At 72.0% G+C, this 21,300-nt stretch carries 25 protein-coding genes; 14 read left to right on the plus strand and 11 right to left on the minus strand.

The genetic code is table 11. From position 1 onward, the window contains the following. Window positions 1-68: 68 nt before the first annotated feature. On the plus strand, window positions 69-581 hold the full coding sequence (locus ACGFYY_RS28060; protein ID WP_393713506.1) for a hypothetical protein: 513 nt from the start codon (window positions 69-71) through the stop codon (window positions 579-581). Here the strand turns inward: ACGFYY_RS28060 and ACGFYY_RS28065 are convergent. Next, a complete protein-coding gene (locus ACGFYY_RS28065; protein WP_393713508.1) occupies window positions 575-1,030 on the minus strand; it encodes a Fur family transcriptional regulator in 456 nt (151 codons plus the stop codon). The genes ACGFYY_RS28060 and ACGFYY_RS28065 overlap by 7 nt on opposite strands. Before the next feature lie 354 nt (window positions 1,031-1,384). Here ACGFYY_RS28065 and katG point away from each other — a divergent pair, with 354 nt between their 5' ends. Together katG and ACGFYY_RS28075 are read left to right on the plus strand one after the other, a co-directional pair. Continuing rightward, entirely contained in the window at window positions 1,385-3,574 is a 2,190-nt protein-coding gene (gene katG / locus ACGFYY_RS28070) for a catalase/peroxidase HPI (RefSeq protein WP_393713510.1), read from the plus strand. Window positions 3,575-3,738: 164 nt separating this feature from the next. Next, complete coding sequence (locus ACGFYY_RS28075; RefSeq protein ID WP_365268226.1) at window positions 3,739-4,224, plus strand: DUF6328 family protein; 486 nt, start codon at window positions 3,739-3,741, stop codon at window positions 4,222-4,224. A gap of 79 nt (window positions 4,225-4,303) precedes the next feature. Here ACGFYY_RS28075 and ACGFYY_RS28080 read toward each other — a convergent pair whose 3' ends face one another. Together ACGFYY_RS28080 and ACGFYY_RS28085 are read right to left on the minus strand one after the other, a co-directional pair. Next, window positions 4,304-4,459, minus strand: coding sequence for a DUF6131 family protein (locus tag ACGFYY_RS28080; RefSeq protein ID WP_181382813.1), 156 nt, complete (start codon window positions 4,457-4,459; stop codon window positions 4,304-4,306). A gap of 148 nt (window positions 4,460-4,607) precedes the next feature. Then, window positions 4,608-5,300 carry an HAD family hydrolase gene (locus ACGFYY_RS28085; protein ID WP_393713513.1) on the minus strand — a complete coding sequence of 231 codons (693 nt, stop codon included), beginning with the start codon at window positions 5,298-5,300 and terminating at the stop codon, window positions 4,608-4,610. Between the two features lie 230 nt (window positions 5,301-5,530). On the opposite strand from ACGFYY_RS28085, the gene ACGFYY_RS28090 reads away from it, so the two are divergent. Further along, window positions 5,531-6,358 (plus strand): ribonuclease BN, encoded by an 828-nt coding sequence (locus tag ACGFYY_RS28090; protein ID WP_393713586.1) that lies wholly within the window; start codon window positions 5,531-5,533, stop codon window positions 6,356-6,358. A 25-nt stretch (window positions 6,359-6,383) separates the two neighbouring features. Here the strand turns inward: ACGFYY_RS28090 and ACGFYY_RS28095 are convergent, their stop codons facing one another. Beyond that, window positions 6,384-7,337 (minus strand): TIGR03557 family F420-dependent LLM class oxidoreductase, encoded by a 954-nt coding sequence (locus ACGFYY_RS28095; protein ID WP_393713515.1) that lies wholly within the window; start codon window positions 7,335-7,337, stop codon window positions 6,384-6,386. A 215-nt stretch (window positions 7,338-7,552) separates the two neighbouring features. Here ACGFYY_RS28095 and ACGFYY_RS28100 point away from each other — a divergent pair, with 215 nt between their 5' ends. Together ACGFYY_RS28100 and ACGFYY_RS28105 are read left to right on the plus strand one after the other, a co-directional pair. Beyond that, window positions 7,553-7,792: a DUF6213 family protein gene (locus tag ACGFYY_RS28100; RefSeq protein WP_365268219.1), complete on the plus strand. Its 240-nt coding sequence runs from the start codon at window positions 7,553-7,555 to the stop codon at window positions 7,790-7,792. Beyond that, a complete protein-coding gene (locus tag ACGFYY_RS28105) occupies window positions 7,789-8,442 on the plus strand; it encodes an endonuclease (protein ID WP_393713517.1) in 654 nt (217 codons plus the stop codon). The genes ACGFYY_RS28100 and ACGFYY_RS28105 overlap by 4 nt, the downstream gene beginning before the upstream one ends. Window positions 8,443-8,445: 3 nt before the next feature. Here ACGFYY_RS28105 and ACGFYY_RS28110 read toward each other — a convergent pair whose 3' ends face one another. Further along, the gene (locus tag ACGFYY_RS28110; protein WP_393713519.1) at window positions 8,446-8,913 is read right to left on the minus strand and encodes a DUF5709 domain-containing protein; all 468 of its coding nucleotides are present in this window, start codon (window positions 8,911-8,913) and stop codon (window positions 8,446-8,448) included. 14 nt (window positions 8,914-8,927) lie between these two features. Continuing rightward, the gene (locus ACGFYY_RS28115) at window positions 8,928-9,170 is read right to left on the minus strand and encodes a DUF6480 family protein (protein ID WP_365268215.1); all 243 of its coding nucleotides are present in this window, start codon (window positions 9,168-9,170) and stop codon (window positions 8,928-8,930) included. A gap of 318 nt (window positions 9,171-9,488) precedes the next feature. Here ACGFYY_RS28115 and ACGFYY_RS28120 point away from each other — a divergent pair, with 318 nt between their 5' ends. Then, window positions 9,489-9,821: a phage holin family protein gene (locus ACGFYY_RS28120; protein ID WP_393713588.1), complete on the plus strand. Its 333-nt coding sequence runs from the start codon at window positions 9,489-9,491 to the stop codon at window positions 9,819-9,821. 131 nt (window positions 9,822-9,952) lie between these two features. Beyond that, window positions 9,953-10,267, plus strand: a complete 315-nt coding sequence (locus ACGFYY_RS28125; protein ID WP_393713521.1) for a hypothetical protein — start codon at window positions 9,953-9,955, stop codon at window positions 10,265-10,267. A gap of 217 nt (window positions 10,268-10,484) precedes the next feature. On the opposite strand, the gene ACGFYY_RS28130 is transcribed toward ACGFYY_RS28125, so the two are convergent. Then, entirely contained in the window at window positions 10,485-10,640 is a 156-nt protein-coding gene (locus ACGFYY_RS28130; RefSeq protein ID WP_344548615.1) for a DUF6131 family protein, read from the minus strand. Between the two features lie 315 nt (window positions 10,641-10,955). On the opposite strand from ACGFYY_RS28130, the gene ACGFYY_RS28135 reads away from it, so the two are divergent. Beyond that, window positions 10,956-12,194: an FAD-dependent oxidoreductase gene (locus ACGFYY_RS28135; RefSeq protein ID WP_393713524.1), complete on the plus strand. Its 1,239-nt coding sequence runs from the start codon at window positions 10,956-10,958 to the stop codon at window positions 12,192-12,194. A gap of 155 nt (window positions 12,195-12,349) precedes the next feature. Then, entirely contained in the window at window positions 12,350-13,570 is a 1,221-nt protein-coding gene (locus ACGFYY_RS28140) for a cytochrome P450 (protein ID WP_393713526.1), read from the plus strand. A 31-nt stretch (window positions 13,571-13,601) separates the two neighbouring features. Here the strand turns inward: ACGFYY_RS28140 and ACGFYY_RS28145 are convergent, their stop codons facing one another. After that, window positions 13,602-14,282 (minus strand): M15 family metallopeptidase, encoded by a 681-nt coding sequence (locus tag ACGFYY_RS28145; protein WP_393713528.1) that lies wholly within the window; start codon window positions 14,280-14,282, stop codon window positions 13,602-13,604. After that, window positions 14,279-15,442: a PP2C family protein-serine/threonine phosphatase gene (locus ACGFYY_RS28150; protein WP_393713530.1), complete on the minus strand. Its 1,164-nt coding sequence runs from the start codon at window positions 15,440-15,442 to the stop codon at window positions 14,279-14,281. The genes ACGFYY_RS28145 and ACGFYY_RS28150 overlap by 4 nt, the downstream gene beginning before the upstream one ends. Window positions 15,443-15,834: 392 nt before the next feature. On the opposite strand from ACGFYY_RS28150, the gene hemC reads away from it, so the two are divergent. The 4 genes from hemC to ACGFYY_RS28170 all read left to right on the plus strand — a co-directional run bounded on the left by hemC (window position 15,835) and on the right by ACGFYY_RS28170 (window position 19,374). Continuing rightward, window positions 15,835-16,767 carry a hydroxymethylbilane synthase gene (gene hemC / locus ACGFYY_RS28155; protein WP_393713532.1) on the plus strand — a complete coding sequence of 311 codons (933 nt, stop codon included), beginning with the start codon at window positions 15,835-15,837 and terminating at the stop codon, window positions 16,765-16,767. 472 nt (window positions 16,768-17,239) lie between these two features. Then, a complete protein-coding gene (locus ACGFYY_RS28160; protein ID WP_393713534.1) occupies window positions 17,240-18,295 on the plus strand; it encodes an AraC family transcriptional regulator ligand-binding domain-containing protein in 1,056 nt (351 codons plus the stop codon). 74 nt (window positions 18,296-18,369) lie between these two features. Next, window positions 18,370-18,942 carry a hypothetical protein gene (locus ACGFYY_RS28165; protein WP_393713536.1) on the plus strand — a complete coding sequence of 191 codons (573 nt, stop codon included), beginning with the start codon at window positions 18,370-18,372 and terminating at the stop codon, window positions 18,940-18,942. A gap of 114 nt (window positions 18,943-19,056) precedes the next feature. Continuing rightward, window positions 19,057-19,374: a hypothetical protein gene (locus ACGFYY_RS28170; protein WP_365272091.1), complete on the plus strand. Its 318-nt coding sequence runs from the start codon at window positions 19,057-19,059 to the stop codon at window positions 19,372-19,374. 23 nt (window positions 19,375-19,397) lie between these two features. On the opposite strand, the gene ACGFYY_RS28175 is transcribed toward ACGFYY_RS28170, so the two are convergent. Further along, window positions 19,398-19,763: a hypothetical protein gene (locus ACGFYY_RS28175; protein ID WP_393713538.1), complete on the minus strand. Its 366-nt coding sequence runs from the start codon at window positions 19,761-19,763 to the stop codon at window positions 19,398-19,400. Between the two features lie 73 nt (window positions 19,764-19,836). Then, window positions 19,837-21,264: a rifampin monooxygenase gene (gene rox, locus ACGFYY_RS28180; protein WP_393713540.1), complete on the minus strand. Its 1,428-nt coding sequence runs from the start codon at window positions 21,262-21,264 to the stop codon at window positions 19,837-19,839. Between the last annotated feature and the right edge of the window lie 36 nt (window positions 21,265-21,300).

Raw genomic sequence — 21,300 nt, forward strand, 5'->3', positions numbered from 1 at the left:
GAGCATTGGGCATCCGGGCCGCCGGGCCTTTGACTGAGAGCTCCAAGGTCCGGAACACCCGTGGAGGCATGGTGACGGCGGTCGCGTGGATGCGTGGTGCGGCAGGTGCGGTGGTGCTGTCGGTGGTGGCGTACGGTGCCGCGGGCTGTTCCGACGGTGACGGCACCCCGTCCGACGCCGTGTCGAGTGCCGCGTCGGCGGTGAGGTCCGCGGGCGAGGCCGTGTCGTCGGCCGCCGCCGAGGCCGCGGAGGCCGCCGAGTCGGCGGCTGCCGTGGCGAAGGACAAGCTCGCCGAGGTGAAGGACGGGGTCGATGCCAAGGACCAGGTGTCCTTGGGTGCGGTGGCCACCGACGGCGACGGGTACACGACGGTCCCCGTGACGGCGCGGAACACCGACGACGCGACGAAGTCCTTCGCGGTACAGGTGGAGTTCAAGGACGAGAGCGGCAAGCTCGTCGACACCGTGGTCGTGACGATCACGGACGTCGCCGGGAAGGGCACGGGACAGGGAACGGCCCGCAGTACCCACAAACTGTCGGGCACGGTGTCGGCCGTGACCGGTACGGCCCTGCGCTACTGAGCGGGGCCGTCCACGGGTGACGCTCCGGGCCGGGTCCCCGGGGCGCAGTCCGGGCACCACCCTCGGTAGGTGACCTCGGCCCCGGAGACCGTGAATCCGAACCGCTCCCGCTCCGGGAGGTCGGCGAGGGGGTCTCCGGTGGGGTGGACGTCGCGGATGAGGCCGCAGCCGGAGCACACCAGGTGCTGGTGCGGGTCGTGCACGTTGGGGTCGTAGCGCTTCGCCCGGCCGTGGGCGGAGACCTCCGCGACCTCGCCGAGCAGGACCAGTTCGGCAAGGGTGTTGTACACGGTGGCCCGGGAGATCTCGGGCAGCCGCAGCGCGGCGCGGGCGTGCACCTCGTCGGCCGTGAGATGGACGTGCTCGCCGTCGAGGACCTCCGCGACGACGCGTCGCTGGGAGGTCATGCGCCGACTGTGCGCGCGTAGTCGCTGCAGCAGGTCGCTCATGTCGGTTTCACCTGTCCGGGCTCCGTGGGACGGGGGTACGTGCGGGAATCCGTGGCACCCGCGGTGCCCGTTCCGTATCCGCCGGGCCACCCTACAATCGCGCCGCCGGTTTCCCGGTCGGCCGGCACATCGAGGTGATCACATGAATTCACCCATTGGGCCGAGCCGGAACGACTCTGGGCTTCGACCGCCGGTTACGCGGTGACGCCCTGCGTGTTTCTCGTGGCTGTGCGGTCCGGTGTGCGCGACCATACGGACGCCGAGTCGCAGTGCCCGACCCTACGTGAAATGGCGGACGGCGTCGTGAACGAACGGCCGGCAGATGGAAACACCGCGACAGGAAGAAGGACGGACGTGTCCGGCAGCGAAAGCGAGAACCCGGCAATCCCCTCCCCGGCCCCTACGCCGGCTCCGCCCAGGACGAACCGGGACTGGTGGCCGAACCAGTTGGACCTCCAGGTCCTCCACCAACACTCGCCCCGGTCCAATCCCATGGACGAGGACTACGACTACGCGGCAGAGTTCGCGACCCTGGACGTCGACGCGCTGAAGCGGGACGTCTTCGAGGTGATGACGGCCTCGCAGGACTGGTGGCCCGCCGACTACGGGCACTACGGGCCGCTGTTCATCCGGATGAGCTGGCACGCCGCGGGCACGTACCGCATCGAGGACGGCCGGGGTGGCGGCGGCTCCGGCGCCCAGCGTTTCGCCCCGCTCAACAGTTGGCCGGACAACGCGAGCCTCGACAAGGCGCGCCGCCTGCTCTGGCCGGTCAAGCAGAAGTACGGGCGGAAGATCTCCTGGGCCGACCTGCTGGTCTTCGCCGGTAACTGCGCCATGGAATCGATGGGGTTCAAGACGTTCGGATTCGGATTCGGGCGGGAGGACATCTGGGAGCCGGAGGAAATCTTCTGGGGTCCCGAGGACACGTGGCTCGGAGATGAGCGCTACAGCGGCGACAGGCAACTCTCCGGTCCTTTCGGCGCCGTACAGATGGGCCTGATCTACGTCAATCCGGAAGGGCCCAACGGAAATCCGGATCCGATCGCCGCCGCCCGGGACATTCGCGAGACGTTCAAGCGCATGGCGATGAACGACGAGGAGACGGCCGCACTCATCATCGGCGGCCACACCTTCGGGAAGTGCCACGGCGCGGTCGACCCCGAGTACATCGGCGCGGAACCCGAGGGCTGCCCGATCGAGCAGCAGGGCATCGGCTGGCGGAACACCTACGGCAGCGGCTCGGGCGTCGACACGCTCACGAGCGGGCTGGAGGGGGCGTGGACCACGGAGCCGACGAAGTGGGACAACGGCTACCTGGACAACCTGTTCCGGTACGACTGGGAGCTGACGAGGAGCCCGGCCGGCGCCCAGCAGTGGACTCCCACGGATCCGTCGGCCCAGGGCACGGTGCCTGACGCGCATGATCCGTCGAAGCGGCACGCGCCCATGATGCTGACGACGGACCTCTCCCTGAAGCTCGATCCCGTCTACGGACCGATCGCCAAGGGCTTCCACGAGAACCCGGACCGACTGGCGGACGCCTTCGCCAAGGCCTGGTACAAGCTTCTGCACCGCGACATGGGGCCGCTCTCCCGCTATCTCGGCCCGTGGATCGCCGAGCCCCAGCTCTGGCAGGACCCCGTCCCCGAGGCCGATCACCCGCTGATCGGGGCCGCGGAGATCGCCACCCTCAAGGACTCGATCCTCGCCTCCGGGCTGTCCGTCTCCCAACTGGTCACCACCGCGTGGGCGTCGGCGGCCAGCTTCCGTGGCACCGACAAGCGTGGTGGGGCCAACGGGGCACGGCTGCGGCTCGCGCCCCAGAAGGACTGGGAGGTGAACGACGTACCCGAGGTGACCGACACGGTGCGGGCCCTCGACCGGATCCGGCAGGAGTTCAACGACTCCCAGGGCGGCGGGGCCCAGGTGTCCCTCGCCGACCTGATCGTCCTGGGCGGGTGCGCGGCCGTCGAGCGGGCGGCGAAGAGCGGCGGGCACGACATCACGGTGCCCTTCGTGCCGGGGCGCACCGACGCCTCGCAGGAGCAGACCGATGTGGACTCGTTCGCCGTGCTGGAGCCGCGGGCGGACGGGTTCCGCGGCTACCTCCGGGCGGGCGAGAAGCTGTCGCCGGAGACCCTCCTGCTGGACCGGGCCAACCTCTTGACCCTCACCGCGCCCGAGATGACGGTCCTGATCGGTGGCATGCGGGCGCTGAACACCGGCCTCGGGCGTTCGCCGCACGGAGTCCTCACCGACCGGCCGGAGACGCTGACCAACGACTTCTTCGTCAACCTGCTGGACATGGGGACGGAGTGGAAGCCGTCGGCCTCCGACGAGAACGTCTTCGAGGGCCGGGACCGGGCGACGGGTCAGGCCAGGTGGACCGCGACCGCCGTCGACCTCGTCTTCGGTTCGCATTCCCAACTGCGGGCCGTCTCCGAGGTCTACGCGTCCGAGGACGCGGGCGGCAAGTTCGCGCGTGACTTCGTGACCGCCTGGGACAAGGTGATGAACCTCGATCGCTTCGACCTCGCCTGAGTCGCGGGTCCCGGGCGGCCGCCTCCCGTCGGCCGCCCGGGACCTCCTCCCACCTCGTTCGGGCCCGCGGGCGCGTCGTCGTACCGAGTGCGGGCAAGGGAGGAACACGAGGCGAAGGCTCCTGCGTAAGCGCGTAAGCGCCGCAGCGGACACAGGGAGACGTCATGGCACACGATGACCCGACCGGTCGGGACGAGACCGCGGAAGAGCGGGCGGACCGGCAGTGGCAGGAACTCATCCAGGAGATCCGCGTCGCGCAGACGGGCGTGCAGATCCTCTTCGGATTCCTGCTCACCGTCGCCTTCACCCCGCACTTCCAGGGTCTGCCGCAGACCGACAAGGTGATCTACATCGTGACCGTGGTGCTGGGCGCCCTGGCGACGGGGGCGTTGATCGGGCCCGTCTCGTTCCACCGCATCGTCTCGGGCCGCCGGCTCAAACCCGAGGCGGTCGCGTGGGCCTCGCGTCTGACCTTCACCGGTCTGATCCTGCTCCTGGCCACGTGCACGTCCGCCCTCCTGCTGGTGCTGCGGGTGGCGACGCACAACACCGTCGTACCGTGGCTGGTCGCGGGCGTGCTGGCCTGGTACCTCCTGTGCTGGTTCGTCCTCCCGATCTGGGCGCGCGTGCGCTACACCGCGGTGGAGTGACATGTGCCGAGGTCCCGCACCCGGTTCGGGTGCGGGACCTCGGCAGGTCGTGCTGGGCGCGTCGTCGCTGCGCGTCCGGCTACCAGTAGTGGCGGCGGCCGCCGACCGCGTGACCGACCGAGCCCAGGACCCACAACACCGCACCCACGACGAGCAGGATGATTCCGAGGGTCCAGAGAATGGAAACTCCGGTCAGGAATCCGATGAGCAGGAGAATCAGCCCGACAGCAATCATGGCGTCCTCGTCGTCTTTCTCGTGGAGGGAGCTCGGCGGAGCAGTTCGGTCCGCCGAGGCGCTTCAGATGCCGTGTATCCCGGATTCCCGTTTCTAACAGCGTTGCGGCGACCGATTCGGCGGCGCGTATCCGACCGCCCCGTACGGCTCAGCGAGAGGTCGAGGGGTCCGCGCCGTCGTGGGGGCGGGCGAACGGACTGCTGTCGAGACGCGCGAGCAGATCGGCGGGATGCCGGTAGACGGCCCGCGCCCCGGCCTCTTCGAGGTCTCTGCGGGGGATCCCGCCACAGAGCAGGCCGACGCACGTGACGTCGGCCCGGGTGGCCGCCTCCATGTCCCAGACGGTGTCGCCGACGAACACGGCGTCGCGGGCCGTGGCGTCGGCGAGGCCGAGGGCGTGGTGCACCGGGTCGGGTGCCGGCTTGCCCTCGTCGACGTCGTCGGAGCTGGCCGTCGCCGTGATGGCGTCGTCGGCGCCGATGGCCCCGCGCAGCGCTTCGAGCTCGGAGTCCTTCGCCGAGGTCACGAGCACGACCCGCCAACCCCGTCGGTCCAACTCGCGGAGCAGTTCGGCCGCCGCCTCGAACGGGGGCAGTCGGTCGAAGTACGTGCCGTAGAGGGTGGAGTGCGCGTCAGTGAGGGCGTCGTCCTCGTTCGTGTCCCGCTCGGCCCCCAGCAGATGGCTCAGCAGATCCTCACCCGGCAGCCCGATGGCACGGTGGACCTCGTGCATGGCGACGTCGTGGCCGGCTTGCCGCAAGGCCTCCCACCAGCAGACGACGTGCAGGTGATTGGTGTCGACGAGGGTGCCGTCGACATCGAACAGCGCGGCACGGTTCATCTACGCCTCCTGCGGGGATCGGGAGCCGCCGGGCACCCGCCCGGCCGCCGTGCGTCGATCGGGAACATATCGATCGGGAACATATCGGGCGCCTACCCGCTGCCCGTCACCGCACGCCCCGTGAGCAGGCGGCCGTGATGGATTCCCGGAGAGGGGAGACCTACGGTGGGAGCAGCAACTGGAGCGGCCATGCTCGTGACACCACCCCCGGCCCACCGCTCCCCGGCGCCATGAGCGGGTCGGGAGAGCCGGGCCGGAGATCGCCCGTCGAACGGATACGCAGCGCGATCCGGCGCGGGCGGGCCGGACGCCGCTGGGGGCGCGTGCGGGAGGTCGAGCTGTGGCAGCGCGCCCTGGGGTTCGCGGCGCTCGGGTTCCTCACGCTGGTGCCGCTGCTGGTCGTCGTGTCCGCGGCGGACACCGCGACCGGGCAGGGGTTCGCCCAGTGGCTGGGGGACGGGCTCGGCGTGTCGCCGGCCGCCAAGACGGAGATCGACCGGCTCTTCGCCCTTCCCGGCCAGGCCTGGCGGACCACCACGGCCTTCGGTCTGGCCGTGCTCGCCGTGTTCGGGCTGTCCTTCGGAACCATGCTGCAGAGCGGCTACGAGAAGATCTGGGACCTGCCTCCCGGCCGCTGGTGGGCGGGGTGGCGGCACGTGCTGTGGCTCGGTGTCCTGGTCGGCGTCCTGTACCTGTCCGCGATCACACCGCCGTGGCGCGAGTCTCCCGTCCGTGGCCTGATCGCGGTCGCGATCGGTACGGTCTTCTTCTGGTGGTCCCAGTGGCTGCTGCTCGGCAGCCGGGTCGCGTGGACGGCGCTCCTTCCGGGGGCGCTCGCCACGATGTTGGGGCTGCTCGGCCTGCGGGTGTTCTCCCGGCTCGTCTTCTCCCCGTTGATCGCCTCCAACGCCGTCACGTACGGCCCCTTCGGGACCGTCCTCGTCATCCAGACCTGGCTGGTCGGGGTGGGTGTGGTCATCTTCGGGGGCGCCCTCACCGGCCGGATGCTCTACGACGAGCTGCCGCACCGCGCGCCACCGGTGCGCCCCGGCGGCTGACACGAGCGGATCCGCGGGCCTCCTCCTAGGCGAGGGCGGGAAGGACCTTCTCCCGGTAGTTCTCGAAGAAGGCCCGGTTGTCCGGTCCGATCTGCCCGACGTAGACCTCGTCGAAGCCCGCGTCCACGTAGGCGCGTACCGCCGCGATGTGCTCTTCGACGTCGTCGCCGCAGGTCACGTTCTCGGCGATCTGCCGGCGTGTGACCAGTTCAGCGGCCTGTTCGAAGTGGGCCGGTGTGGACAGTACCTGGCAGAGCTCACCGGGCAGGTGCTCGGTCGGCCACAGCCGGTGCACGGTGTCGACGGCCTGGTCGCGGTCCTCGCCCCAGCAGACCTTCACTCCGCCGACCACCGGCTTCCCCGCTCCCCCGGCCTCCCGGAAGGCATCGATCACCTCATGGTCCGGGCTCATGACCACGAGCCCGTCCCCGACCCTGCCGGCGAGTTCGGCGGCCCTTGGGCCGAAGCCGGACACGTGGATGAGCGGCGGGGTGTCGGGGACGGTGTAGAGCCGGGCGTTCTCGACCGTGTAGTGCGTGCCCTGGTGACTGACGAGGTCGCCCGTGAAGAGCTTGCGCATCACCTCGACGGCCTCTTCGAGCATGTCGGCCCGTTCGGCGAACCTCGGCCAGCGGTCGCCGTGGATGTGCTCGTTGAGGGCCTCGCCCGTTCCGACGCCCAGGGTGAAGCGGCCGTCGAGGAGGACGCTCGACGTGGCTGCCGCCTGTGCGGTCACGGCGGGGTGCAGGCGCACCGTCGGGCAGGTGACCAGGGTGATGACCGGCAGGTTCACCGCCTGCGACAGCGCGCCGATCATGGACCAGACGAAGGGGCTGTTGCCCTGGGCGTCGTTCCAGGGATGGAAGTGGTCGGAGATCGCGAGGCGGGTGAAGCCCGCGTCGGCGGCCCGGCGGGCCTGTTCCAGAAGCTGCGTCGGGGTGAACTCTTCGGAGGCGAGGAAGTAGCCGAACGCGGTCATGGGACACGCTCCTAAGAGATTGCTGGTGCGGGTGCGGATAGGGCACGCACGGGTCTCCCTCGCGGTTACCCACGCCCGGGCCGCGTATCGACCGGCCGCGCACCAAATGCGGCTTACGTGAGTGATCGATCGATTGGGGTCGCCCGGGACCGGGTAACCGATCCAGGAAGCGCGCACCTGACGGGTCCGCGCTACCGGAGAGGAGAGGTGGTGTCATGCACTCGTTCGCCCTACCGCTGATCCCCACGGAGGAAGGCAGACTGCTGATCCCGGCGGAACAGGTGACGGCCCTGCTGCGGGGGCTGGCCTCCGATTGGGAGAGCGCGGCGGAGCTGGACTCCGCGGAAGCCGACGCCGAGACGGTCCGGGCCCTGACGGAGGCCCTCACCCAGCTCGCCGACCAGATCGACGCGGAGTGCATCGCCTGCGCCTCGCCGCCGACCCAGGGCGGATGACCGCGAGCGCGACGGACGCGGCGGAGGCGATGGCCCGTCGGGTGGTGAGCGAGTACGGGGTGACCTACGCGCACGAGGCGGGTATCCGGCTGCGTGACACCCCGGCGCCGTTGTACCGGCTGCTGGTGCTGTGTGTCCTGCTGTCGGTGCCGATCCGTGCGCCGACCGCGGTCGCGGCGGCCCGCGAGCTCTTCGAGGCCCGACTCCGGACCCCCCGGCGGATGGCGGACTCGCGGTGGCAGGAGCGCGTCGACGCGCTCGGGCGGGCGCACTACCGCCGGTACGACGAGAGTACGGCCACCGCCCTGGGTGACGGGGCCCGGCTCCTGCTCGGTCGCTGGAAGGGCGACCTGCGCAGACTGCGGGACGAGGCCGACGGAGAGCCGGCCCGCGTACGGGAACTCCTCCAGGAAGTGCCGAGGATCGGGCCGACGGGCGCCGACATCTTCTGCCGCGAGGTCCAGGACGTTTGGCCGCGGCTACGTCCCTTCGCCGACGCGCGCGTCCGCGAGGTGGCCGGGAGCCTCGGCCTCCCCAGGACGCCGCGGGCTCTCGCCGCACTCGTCCCCTCAGGGGACTTCGTCCGGCTCGCCGACGGTCTGGTCCGCGTGAGCCTGTCCCCCGACGCCGCCGCGCGCCTCCTCACCTGAGCGTCACGCGTCGCCCTCGGAGTTCTCGTCGGGCTCCTCCACGATGTGCATGGCCGCCTCCTCCGCCGAGGCCGCCCCACCGCTGATACCCACCTCGTGGGCGACCACGGAGATGTGACGCGAGGGTCCGGTCTCGTCCGCGGGGGCCAGCCGTCCGGCCCGTACGGGACCGGATTGTGGGACTTCGTCGCTCTCGTCGGCGAACTCGTTCCACGTCGCCTCGTCGCCGTCGGGCTCGGGCACCTCGCGGGCGAGTCGCTGGTCGAGGGTCTCGCCCGTGTGCCGCCCCTCGGCGGTGGTGGCGGGATCGTTGACGGCGTAGGGCCGCTCGGGCGGTGAGTAACCGGTGTCGAGGGTCTCGTCGAGGGTGGGCTCGTCCAGGGCGTTGTCCATGTCGGGCGACGCCTGGGCCGGGTCGTCCCCTTCGTGCGGTTGGTAGACCTCGTCGCCGTGCGACTCGATGCTGCTCATGGGGTCTCCTCGGGTCACAGGTCCAGCACGACGGCGTAGACGAGGAAGAAGAGGGCGAAGATCACCGCCACGACGACGATGATCGCGAGCGGACCGGCGGCCCATCCTTTGCTGAGCGGCCGGTACGGCCCGGCGCCGGTGCCGGTACTGGATTCGCCCGGCGGCGTCTCCCCCGGAGGCACACCACCGCCCGGTTCGAGTCCTGGGGTGACACGGGGATCGGGGTCCGGATTACTTTCCGGTGCATTTCTGGTCATATGTGATCCCTCCCCTTGATCGGCGCCCTCATACCTGTCCGGCGGATCTCGTCTGCTCCGCACCCCGACCCACCCTCGTCACACTGTGTGACAGGGGCTCTACGCCGGCCGCGCCCCCGGAGTCGAGCCGCGAGGGCCCTCGGGGGCAGCGCGCGTAGCACCTCGGAGACGGGGTAGCCGCGCCACGACAGGACAGCGCGTCAGCGATGGGGCCGCGGTGGGCATTTCGACCCTCGGGGCGCCTCAGGACCAGGGGGGCAATCCGTGAGTACGTCAACACCACAGCGGGCATGCGTCGATGACCCGGTGAGCCTGCTGGTGTCCCGGGCGTCGCGGCGGCTCTCGGAGCCGGTTCGGGAGCGAACGCCGCTCGCCCGGGCGGAGTTGACGCGGCCGGGCAGGCGGTTCACGATCGGGGGCCGGCCTCCCGATGGCCCCGACCTCCTCGGCCTGATGGCGGCCCAGACCCTGGCGGCGACGGCGGTCGCCGCGCTGGCTCTCACCCTGCCCGTGTGGCTCTCGGCCCTGATCCTCACCTCGGCTCCGGCCCTGGCCGCAGCCGGGTCGGTGAGGGCCGGCGTCAAACGCGCCGCGAAGGCCGGAACACCCGCGCCGGAGCGCACCTACCACAGCCTCGCGGCGGACCGCTGAGCAGCGACCGGCCCCACGGACCTGGAGAACCGCGCGACCGGATCGAGCGCACCCGTGACGACCTCGGCCGGACCGTCGACACATCGACGGAGGCCGACAGGACAGCCCGAACGAAGGAGAGGACCACAGCCATGAAGGAAGAAGCCGCGAAGAAGGCAGCGCAGTTGACCGACCAGATCCGCGAGACGGCCGAACACGCAGCGCAGTTGGTGAAGGACAGGACGCCGAGCCCTGTCCTGGACAAGGCGGCCCAGGCCGCCGCGCAGGTCCGCGAGACCACGACCCGGGCCGGGCACCTCGCCTCCGAGAAGGCCCCCGGGCCGCTTCTGAACCAGGCCGCCCGGGCCGCGACGGCGGCCCGGGCCAACCGCACCACGCTGCTCACCGTCGGCGCCGTGGTGGTCGTGTTCGCGCTGATACGCCGCGGCCGGGGCCGCCGCCACTGACCGCGGTCGCCACGCCCTGCCCCGCGCCGGGCCCCGTACCCGAACAGGGGGTACGGGGCCCGGCGCGCGCGGTCCCGGGGCTCGGGTGCGGCCGAACCCGGCGGTCGAAGGGTGGCGGCGTGGCGCGGCGGAGGCGGCCGCCCGAACGTGCCGCCTCCGCTCCGGGCCTGTCCACGCGCGCCCGTGGAGCGCGAGGAACACGAGCGGCCGGTAGCTGTCAGTAGTAGTGGTTACGGCCGCCCACGGCGTGGCCCACGGATCCCAGGATCCAGAGGATGACCCCGACGACGACCAGGATCAGGCCGATCGTCCAGAGGATCGATATCCCCAGGAGGAAACCGACTACCAGGAGGATGACGCCGAGAATGATCATTTTTCTTACTCCGATCCGGAACCGGTGCACGGCGCGTGACGGATGTCCGGGCCACATCACCACTTCCTACCGAGATTCGGCGGGTACCCGGATCCGACCCGGCCATGCCGGTGAGAGGCACCGGAAACGACGGGATCACCAGATTTTTAACGAGATAGTGATGAGTGCCCGCCTTGTTGCATTCTGTCCACGGTCGATACGGGTGCCGCGCCCCGGGTCTCCGGTGCGCGTTTCGCTACCGCGTCGGGCGCGGTGCGTGGGGTAGGACGTCCTCCGGGGGCCTGACCGTGCGCGCGAGAAGGAGACGTTGTCGTGGTGACGGAGGAACGAACCGCCTGCTGTGTGGTGGGAGGCGGGCCCGCCGGAATGGTGCTGGCCCTGCTGCTGGCCCGGGCCGGGGTGGAGGTGACCGTACTGGAGAAGCACGGCGACTTCCTGCGCGACTTCCGCGGCGACACCGTGCACCCGTCCACCCTGTCGCTGCTGGAAGACATCGGCCTGGCGGAGCGCTTCGCCCGGCTGCCGCAGCGCCGCGTCACCTCCGTGCAGCTGCCCATCGGGCCGGACCGGTCCCTGGTCACGATCGGGGACATCGGGGCGCTGCCCGGCCCGTACAACTACATCGCCATGGTGCCGCAGTGGGACCTGCTCGACCTGTTGGCCGACGAGGCGGCCCGGGAGCCTTCCTTCCGGCTGCGCATGAACACCGAGGCGACTTCGTTCCTCATCGAACGTGGACGGGTCACGGGTGTGCGGTACCGGACCGCGGACGGGGACACGGGCGAGCTGAGGGCACCCCTGACGGTCGCCTGCGACGGCCGTGGCTCGCTGGCCAGGGCACTTCCCGAGCTGGGGCTGGAGGCCTTCGCGTGCCCGATGGACGCCTGGTGGTTCCGGCTGCCACGGCACGAGGAGGACCCCAGCGGGCTCCTGGGCGGCGTAGGCGACCGGTTCTTCACGGCGCTCATCGATCGAGGTGACTACTGGCAGTGTGCCGCGCTCATCCCCAAGGGCACCGATGCCGAGCGCCGGGCCGAAGGTCTGGAGACCTTCATGACCCGATTCACCGGAGCCGTCCCCTGGCTGGCCGGCCGGGCCCACGCCGTCGGCTCCTGGGACGAGGTCAAACTGCTCGACGTGCGGCTCGAGCGGCTGCGGCGCTGGCACCGCCCGGGGTTGTTGTGCATCGGTGACGCCGCCCACGCCATGTCGCCGGTCTTCGGCATCGGCATCAACCTCGCCGTGCAGGACGCGGTGGCCGCCGCTCGCCACCTCGTGGGCCCGTTGCGCGAAGGCACCGTGGGGCTGCGCGACGTACGCCGTGTCCAGTGCCGCCGCCTCCCCACCACCGTGGCCACCCAGGGCCTGCAACGCCTCGCCCACGCCCAGGTCATCGAGCCGCTGCTGGCCGGCGAGGCCGCGTTCGGCGATCCCCGGCGGGCGAAACGCCTGACCGAGCTCGTCACCGAATCCCGATGGCTGAACCGGCTGCCGGCCTATTTCCTCGCCTACGGGGCCCTACGCGAGCGGCCCCCGAAGGAGTCGCTCCGCTGAGCCGGCTCCCCGGCCCTGGCCCTGGCGCCGGCCCCGGCCCTGGCCCTGGCCGAAAAGGGCTCAACAGATGGGTAATACATATATCCTCGCTCGCAGAGCACGAACGACATGCGCACGGACGACATGCGCACGGACGCCATGCTTCGGGAGGCCTCATGAACGAACAGCCGGCCCTTCTCCCCTACGCCGACCCCGCTTTCGTCTCCGATCCGTTCCCGCTCTACCGGCAGCTGCGCGAGGACGGCCCGGTCCGCCGCGTCGTCGGCGCGGGCGGCCTGGAGGCGTGGCTCGTCACCCGCTACGAGGACTGCCTCGCCGCGCTGTCCGACGACCGGTTGAGCAGTGACGCACGCGACGCCTCCGACGCCCGCATACTGCGACAACTCCCCGTCACCGAACGGGAGTCGATGCTGAGCAACATGCTCCGCAGCGACCCGCCCGACCACACCCGGCTGCGTCGCCTGGTCTCCAAGGCGTTCACCGCACGCCGCGTGGCCGAGATGCGGCCACGGATCCAGGACCTCACCGACCGGCTGCTGGACGCCGTGGTCCCCGCCGGCCGAGCGGACCTCGTGGCGGACCTCGCGCTCCCGCTCCCGGTCGCGGTGATCAGCGAACTGCTCGGGGTGCCGGTGGACGAGCGGCGCGACTTCCAGCACTGGACGGACCGCATGATCAGGCGCGGCGCGGAGCCGCCGGACCCCGCCGTGATCGATGACGCGTGGAAGCACATGCGTACCTACGTGAGCGACCTCATCCACGCCAAGCGGACCGGCCCCGGTGACGACCTGCTCAGCGCCCTCGTCACCGCCCGGGACGCGGAGCAGCGGCTCAGCGAGGACGAACTGATCGCCATGGTCTTCCTGTTGCTCGCCGCCGGCTACATCACCACGGTCAACCTCATCGGCGGCGGCATCGCCGCGCTGCTCGACCATCCCGACCAGATGCAGCGGCTGCGCGCCGACCCCGCCCTGCTGCCGGCCGCGGTGGAGGAGTTCCTGCGCTACGACGGCCCGGTCAACCCCGGCATCGCGCGGTTCGCCCGTGCGGACGTCGAGATCGCGGGAGTGGCCGTCCCGCGCGGAGCGACCGTCCTCATCGGTGCCGCCGTCGCCGACCGCGACCCGACGCGGTTCCCCGACCCCGACCGCCTGGACATCACCCGCCAGGACAACGCGCACCTCGCCTTCGGGCACGGCATCCACTACTGCCTGGGTGCGCCGCTGGCCCGACTGGAGGGTCAGATCGCCATCGGCACCGCCCTGCGCCGGCTCCCCGGGCTCGCCCTCGCCGTAACGCGGGAGGAGATCCCCTGGCGCCCCGGTGGGCTACGCGGTCCCGAGAGCCTGCCGGTGACCTTCGCCGCGGGCGGCTGAGGCCGCCGGCGGCGCCCCCGCCGGGCCCGTGTCAGCCGCCCGCCTCGGAGAAGTGCTGGTAGTCCGGGGGACTCCAGCGGCCGCCCCAGTACCAGCCGATCTCCCGGAAGGCCCGGGTGACGGCTCCGTCCGGGGTGATCATCCCCGGGCGGGGGCGGTCGCGGTCGAGATAGGCGCGGCCGTTCGCGGGATGGCTGGTGCCCCGGACGTCGACGTACGGGTTCTCGACCGGGTTGATGTCGATGGCGTCGCCCCAGGAGTGCCGGGACAGCCGCCCCGGGTCTCCGGTGACCTGCCGGCAGTTGAAGGCCGAGGTGTTGTCGTCGGCCATCGCCGCGGCGTCGCTGCCGCCGTACTCGGCCATCACCCGCATGCGACGGATCGGGAAGCGGGCGGCGAAGGCCTTTCCGAAGGCCCGCAGCACGGGGGCGACCGCGTCCTCGTGCACCACCAGTTCGCCGCTGTGCACCTTGCCGTCGAAGCCCCAGTGGTTCATCCGGACGAGGCGCAGCCCCTCCGGCGGCACGGGGCATCCGGGGCGGTGGGTCGTACCCAGTTTTTCCGGGGGTACGACCGTGACGTGCGCGGACAGCGTCTTGACCACCGGCTGGGGCGCGACCTGGAACGGCGACTCGGGCTTCGCCCCTGTGCATGACAACGCCGTCGCGCACAGGGTGCCGGTCAGGGCGACGCAGGCGAGGCGATGACTCACCGTTCCACGGTAGGTTCGCCCGGCCCTCCGGGCATGCCGGAGGCGGCGGCCCCGGGGTCGGCGGGCGGGCGGGGGCGGGCCCGGGCGGCGAGTACGGCGACGTCGTCCTCCGCGTGCCGGGCGTCGAGGCCCGCCACGACGGCGTCCACCACCGCGCCCACCCCCGCCCCCACCGGAGGACGCACCCCTACCAGCCGGGCCGGCGAGACGTCGATGTCCTCGCCGCGCCGTTCCACCAGCCCGTCGGTGAACATCAGCAGGGTCTCCTGAGGGGTGAGGGCGCGTGTGACGGCCTCGTAGCCGCCGACGCCGGTGCCCAGCGGCGGACCGACCGGGAGGTCGACCAGCGACGCCGATCCGTCGGCCGCGAAGACCGCCGGCGGCAGGTGACCGGCGCCGGCGAACATCGCGACGCCGCGTGCGGGATCGACGCGTACGAGCAGGCAGGTGGCGGGCCTGCGGGCCGCGTCCTCGGCGGCCAGGGCGTCGAGCCGGCGCAGTACGCGGTGCGGGGCGAGGTCCGTCGACGCCACGTCGCGCAGGGTGGAGCGGTACGCGTTCATGTCCACGGCCGCGTCGAGTCCGTGGCCCATCACGTCTCCGACCACGAGCAGGGTGCGGCCGTAGTGGAGGCGGATCGTCTCGAACCAGTCGCCGCCCACCAGCGCCCGGGGGCCGGCCGGCAGGTAGCGTCCGGCCACCTCCAGGTTGGGGTGCGGGCGTCCCGGTTCCGCCACGAGCGCCCGCTGGAGGTGCGCGACGGTGTCCTCCGTGGCGGCCAGCTCACGCGCGTGCCCCAGGTGCACGGCCGCCAGCCGGGCGGCGAAGTGGACCGTCGCCGCCTCGTGGTCGCCGAACCCCGCCCGGGCCCGTACGGCGGTCAGCGTTCCGTGTACGCCGTCGCCGTCCGGCAGCGGGACGCGGAGGACGTGGACCGGTACGCCGCCGGCGACCGTCACCCACTCGGAGAGCTGGTGTCCGCCGTCCGACGCCCGTACGGAGGGTACGGGGGGTGTGCCGCCGGGGCCTGCCGTGAGCAGCCCTACGGCGCCGGCCGTCGCCACGCGGTGGGAAGGGCCGTCCTCCGTCAGGAGGTCCACGGCGGCCGCGTCCCACACGTTCCGGGACAGGAATCCGGCCAGTTCCCGGCACGTGGTCACCGCGTCGAGGGTGGTACCGATCCGCCCTACGGCGGCCTCGGCCGCCCGGACACGCGCCCACAACCCCTCAGGCCCACCCGCGGGTCCGGTGGGCTTCCCGCCACGCTCCGGCAACGGACCTCCTCGTCACGGGCCGCCGAAGCAGCCATTCCAGCAGGTGTACCGGTCACAGGCACGCACGCCGCGCCCCTCGGGTTCCCGGGCGCCCTCGGCGGTCCCGGTCGACACCGTGGGCGGAACGGCCCGAGGTCGATGCGGGCCGCGGGCGGCGGAACGTGGCGCGCCGGGTCTCTCGAACGCATGGTCCAAGCCGCCAACTTCCTTTCGCCGCAAGGGTCGTGGTGCCTGGCGTCGATGCCCGCCGGCCCGGTTGGAGGGCGTATCGTGCCCGCATGCCCGCTGATCTGATCCGTATCGTCTCCCGCGATTCACCGATGGCCCTGGCCCAGGTGGAGCGTGTCCGCGCCGAGCTCGCCGCACTCCACCCGGGGATCAGGACCACCGTCCTGCCGGTGAAGACCACCGGCGACCAGTGGATGGGAGACCTCTCGCAGGTCGAGGGCAAGGGGGCGTTCACCAAGGAGGTCGACGCCGCGATCCTCGCGGGCGAGGCCGACCTCGCCGTGCACTGCGTCAAGGACGTCCCGGCCGACCGTCCGCTGCCCGCCGGGACCGTCTTCGCCGCGTTCCTGGAACGCGACGACATCCGCGACGCCCTGATCCACCCGGAAGGGCTCACCCTCGACCGGCTGCCGCCCGGTACCCGCGTCGGGACCTCCTCCGTGCGCCGGATCGCCCAGCTCGCCGCCGCGTACCCGCACGTGGAGTGCGTACCGATGCGGGGGAACGCGAACCGGCGCCTGGAGAAGCTCGCCGCCGGTGAGGCGGACGCGCTCCTCCTGGCCGTCGCCGGCCTCCACCGCATCGGCCGCGCGGACGTCATCACGGAGATCGTCCCCGTGGACACCCTCATGCCGCCGATCGGCGCCGGCGTGCTCGCGCTCCAGTGCCGGGAGGACGACACCCGACTCATCGACACCGTCAGTGCCCTCGGCCATCCGGACACGCACCGAGAGACGGTCGCCGAGCGGATGCTGCTGCACGTCCTGCAGGGCCACTGCAACAGCCCGATCGCGGGGTACGCGCGGGCGGAACGCGGCGGGGACCTCTCCCTCCGCGCCTGTGTGTTCTCACCGGACGGCAAGGACGTCCTGAACGCGCACGAGTGGGCGGGCCGCCTCGACCCGGCCACCCTCGGGACGTCCGTCGCCGTCGCCCTCCTCCGCCAGGGCGCCCGCGAGTTGATCGACAGCATTCCGCACTGACCCCACCCCACCCGGGGTGGGTCGGTGCGCCCGCACGTACCCGGCGCGTTCGACGGCCGTGGCCGGCCGGTCCTGGTACCGCACACTGCCCAGACCCCCGTCCAGGACAGTGCGGTCACCGGGCCCGGCCGGCCTCACGCCGGAGCCGGCGCCGACGCGGCGAGGGCGAAATCGTCTCGGGTCAACTCCACGGGCACTCCTCGTGACACGGATCAGCGGCACGTTCCGACCGGGGCGAACCACCTTCGGACAGCGGCTGTTCGGCGCGCCGGACCCGGCCGACGGTCCGGCTGTCCGCGCCCCGCGGGAACGATCACCACGCTAGGGCCGAGCGCACCGTCGGGCACGGGGCAGCTCACGCCGGCCAGGGGACCGTCCGCGCCACGGGGGACCCCACACGCCGAGTTGGGGACATCCGGCGCCGTGCCGTGCCGACGAGCCGGCGATTCCGGCTCGTCTATGCTCAGCCCCTGTGATCACGCAGGCACACCAGGGCACCACCTCCTCGGCCATCACCCGGCTGAGCGTCACCGCGGCGCGCTTCTTCGACATACCCGTGCACGGCTACGCGCACCTGCTGGGCCTGGCGCCCGAGCATCTCGACGACGACCTGTGCCGGACGCCCGCGGCCACGGGCATCCGCATCGCGGAACTGACGACAGTCCGCGTCCCCTGGCCCGAGTTGGCGCTGCTGCTGGCCGAGCGGTCGGGCGTCGGCACCCTCGGTGTCTGGGACTACCTGATCACCTCGGCTCCCACTCCGCTCGAAGGGATCCGGGACGCCGCCGCCTACCTGGCGGTCGTCGCCGACCCCAGCACGGACACCCTGCGGATCACGGAGGACGGCGAACAGATCGTCATCAGCCATGTCAACGGGGCGGATCAGAGCTACGAACCGGCCTGCGCCATCCGCGCGTTCGCGCTCGGCCTGTACCGACGGCGGCTCTGCGCGGCCGCACAGCGCCGCCTCGTCCCCCTCCGCGTCACCCTGGCCGCCACGACACCCCGCCGGCACGACGCTCTGATCGAGCTGTACGGCACCGCCGCCATCGAGTTCGAGGCGCCGAGCAGCTCCCTCACCTTCCTCGCCTCCGACCTCACCGGGCCGACACCGCACGCGCAGCCCGGGCTGTCGGACGTGCTGCGAAGACACGCCGAACAGACCCTCGCCACCGCGATCCCGCTGCACAACTGGTTGGACCTCTTCCGCACGGCGCTGGCCTCCGTCCACGACGAGACCGTTCCCACGCTGCCCGCGGTGGCGCGGCGCCTGGCCGTCAGTCCGCGCACCCTCCAGCGCCGTCTCGACGAACACGACACGACCTGGAGCAACGAGGTCGAGGCCGCGCGCCGGGGCCACATCACACGGTTGCTCCACGGCACCGAACTCAGCATCGACGCGATCGCCGCCCGAAGCGGTTACGCCGACGCGCGTGCCCTGCGCCGGGCGGTACAGCGGTGGTACGGGACCACACCCGCCGCACTGCGCCGAACCGGCCGCGCGGACCTGGCCGGCATAGGAAAGTAGCGACGCCGGCCGGGACGACGCGCTGCCCGCTCGCCTGCGGGGCAGGGCCGCCGGTCGGCCCTACGGTAGGCGCCATGGCTCCAGACGAGACGCCCCCGACGCCCTCGGCCGGGTCCCCCGGCGGCGCCGCTCCCGGAGCGGACGACGAGCGGGCCTTCGATCGCGATCCCCGGTTCGCCGCCGCGCGACTGAAGGAGCGGCTGTACGCCACCATCACCATGATCTCGGTGGTGATCGGGCTCGCGGGCTCCGAGCACATCGGCGCCGCCGGATCCGCCGCGACCGTGGTGACCGCCGCGGTGGGCCTCTGGCTGGCCGCGCTCGTCGCGGACCAGCAGGCCCACCGTGTCGTCCACGGCCGGCTGGCGACCGGCCACGAGCTGCGTCGCATGCTGTCCGTCAGCAGCCCCCTGCTGCTGTCCGCCGCGGGACCGCTGGTCCTGATCGGCTCGGCGGCACTCGGGGTGATGGAGGTGGACACCGCCCTGCTGATCTCGGCCGCGGTGAGCGTCGCCGGGCTCTTCACCTGGGGCTGGTACGGCGGCATCCGCATGGGGGGCGGCACCGGTCTGGCGCTGCTGGCCGGGACCCTGGACGCGGCCATCGGCACCGCGGTCGCCCTGGTCAAGGCCGCCGCCGGCCACTGATCCCCGCCACCGCCGGCCCGCCCGGCGTCCCGCGCGGCCGCGGGGACGCGGGAATCGCGGTCCCGCCGTAGCGTGGAAGCATCAGAGGCACTCCGCGGTGAGGGGCGATGCGCCATGACCTGGGCTTCGTGGACGACGACAGGAGTCTTCGCCGGACGCGGCGGAGTAAGCACCGACGAGGCGGGAGTCCTCAGCGGGGACCTGACCGTGCACACCACCTGGACGAGCCCGGAGGCCCAGGTGGCGGTGCAGTACACCGGCGGATCGGACTGGTTCACCGTGACCGGCAGTCCGGTGCGCTGCGAATCGGAGGAGCTCAGCCGTCTGCTGCACCAGGCCGTGGTGGACGCCGTACGCGCCGAGGGTGCGGCCACGGTCCCGCAGTACCTGCCGGAGGACGCCCCGCGGCTTCCGCGCGCGCCGACCATCTGATCGACTCCCTCCCGCCGCCCGCGTCAGGCCTCGACCGTGAGGATTCCGTGCGCGACGAAGGTCGCGACGGCGGTCACCAGCAGCGCGAGACGCCCCGCCGCGAGCCACAGGGCGAGGCGGCGGGCCCGGTCGGCCTCGACCCGTGCCAGCAGGACCGTGGTCACGGCCAGGGAGGCGATCAGGGCGAGGGCGATCGCGAAGCAGGCGAGAGCCGTGGGTGAGGTCGGCCCGGTGGCGGGGCCGTGGTCCTCCGTGATCCCGGGCAGCAGGAGGCCGACGGCGCACAGGGCGAGGGACGCCAGGGCGGTGGCCAGGACATCGAAGGCGAGGGTGAGCGCCCGGCCGACGGACAGCCCCGCCCCCGGGCGCGGTATCCGGTTCACTGCCATGCGCTGCTCCGTGGGATGTCCGGACGGCCGGTCTCGGCGCACCTGGCCGGACATGGCCGGTGCACGCCAGAGCCTAGGCGGTCGGCGCGCCGAACCACCTGGGCAACCGGTCGCGCAGGTCCTGCTGGTCGTCGCCGACCCAGGCCACGTGGCCGTCCGGGCGGAGCAGCACCGCGGGCACGTCCAGTCCCTCGCAGTCGTCCACGACATGGTCGACGCGGTCCGCCCAGCCCGCCACCGAGAGCCGGCCGGTCCGGTCGAGCAGCAGTCCCCGGGCCTCGTGCGTCAGCTCGTAGAGACTCCCCCGCTCCAGCGTGGTGTCCCGCATCCTCCGGCCGAGCAGTTCGTGGCCCTCGCCGAAGTCGTAGCGGACTCCGATGGCGGTGATCTTCTCGATCAGGTACCGGTTGACGTTCTCGAACTCCATCAGCTCGGACAGCAGCCGGCGCACCGCCCGGGCGCCGGGTTGGGTGGACATCAGCTCCATCTGCGCGCGGGTGTTGTCCAGCACGTCGGCGGCCACCGGGTGGCGTTCGGCCTCGTAGGTGTCCAGCAGGCCCTCCGGGGCCCAGCCGCTCACCTCGGCGGCCAGTTTCCAGCCGAGGTTGAAGGCGTCCTGGATGCCGAGGTTGAGGCCTTGGCCGCCGGTGGGCGGGTGGATGTGCGCGGCGTCGCCGGCCAGCAGCACCCGGCCGACCCGGTAGCGCTCCGCCTGCCGGGTGGCGTCGCCGAACCGCGACAGCCGGCGCGGTGAGTGTGCGCCGAAGTCGGTGCCGCCGACGGCCCGCAGGCGTCGCTTGAACTCCTCGAAGGTCGGTGGGGCGGTCCGGTCCTCCGCGACTCCCTCGGCGGGTACGACGACGCGGTACACGCCGTTCCCCAGGGGCGCCGCGCCGAACCTCAACTGCGTCTTGCGTACCTCGGCCATCACGGAGGCCAGCGTTTCGGGCTCCGCGGTCAATTCCATCTCGCCGAGCAGCGTCTCGACGCGGGAGGGCTCGCCGGGGAAGCCGACGCCGAGGAGCTTGCGCACCGTGCTGCGGCCGCCGTCGCAGCCGACGAGATGGCGTGAGCGCAGCCGCGTACCGTCGGCCAACTCGACGCTCACCCCGTCCTCGTCCTGGCTCAGCCCGACCAGTTCGCGGCCGCGCCGGATCTCGGCGCCGAGTTCCGTGGCGCGCTCCGACAGCAGGCGATCGGTGACCGGTTGGGGGATGCCGAGGACGTAGGAGTGGGCGGTGTCCATCCCGTCGGGCCAGGACGTGCCGAGGCCGGCGAAGAAGCCGCCGACCTCGAAGCGTCGACCGTGTTCGAGGAACCGCTCCAGCAGGCCGCGCTGGGCCAGCACCTCGATGCTGCGCACGTGCAGGCCGAGCGCGCGGACGAACGTGGTCGGCTCGGTCTCCTTCTCCAGGACCAGCGTGTGCACACCGTGCAACCGCAACTCGCAGGCCAGCATCAGACCGGTCGGTCCGCCGCCGACCACGATCACGTCGATCATCAGAAATCCCCCCTCACCATACAGACTTCGCGCATA

Origin of the sequence: Streptomyces sp. NPDC048331 (genome assembly GCF_043201215.1) — a bacterium.
In the GTDB taxonomy this organism is placed as follows: Bacteria; Actinomycetota; Actinomycetes; order Streptomycetales; family Streptomycetaceae; genus Streptomyces.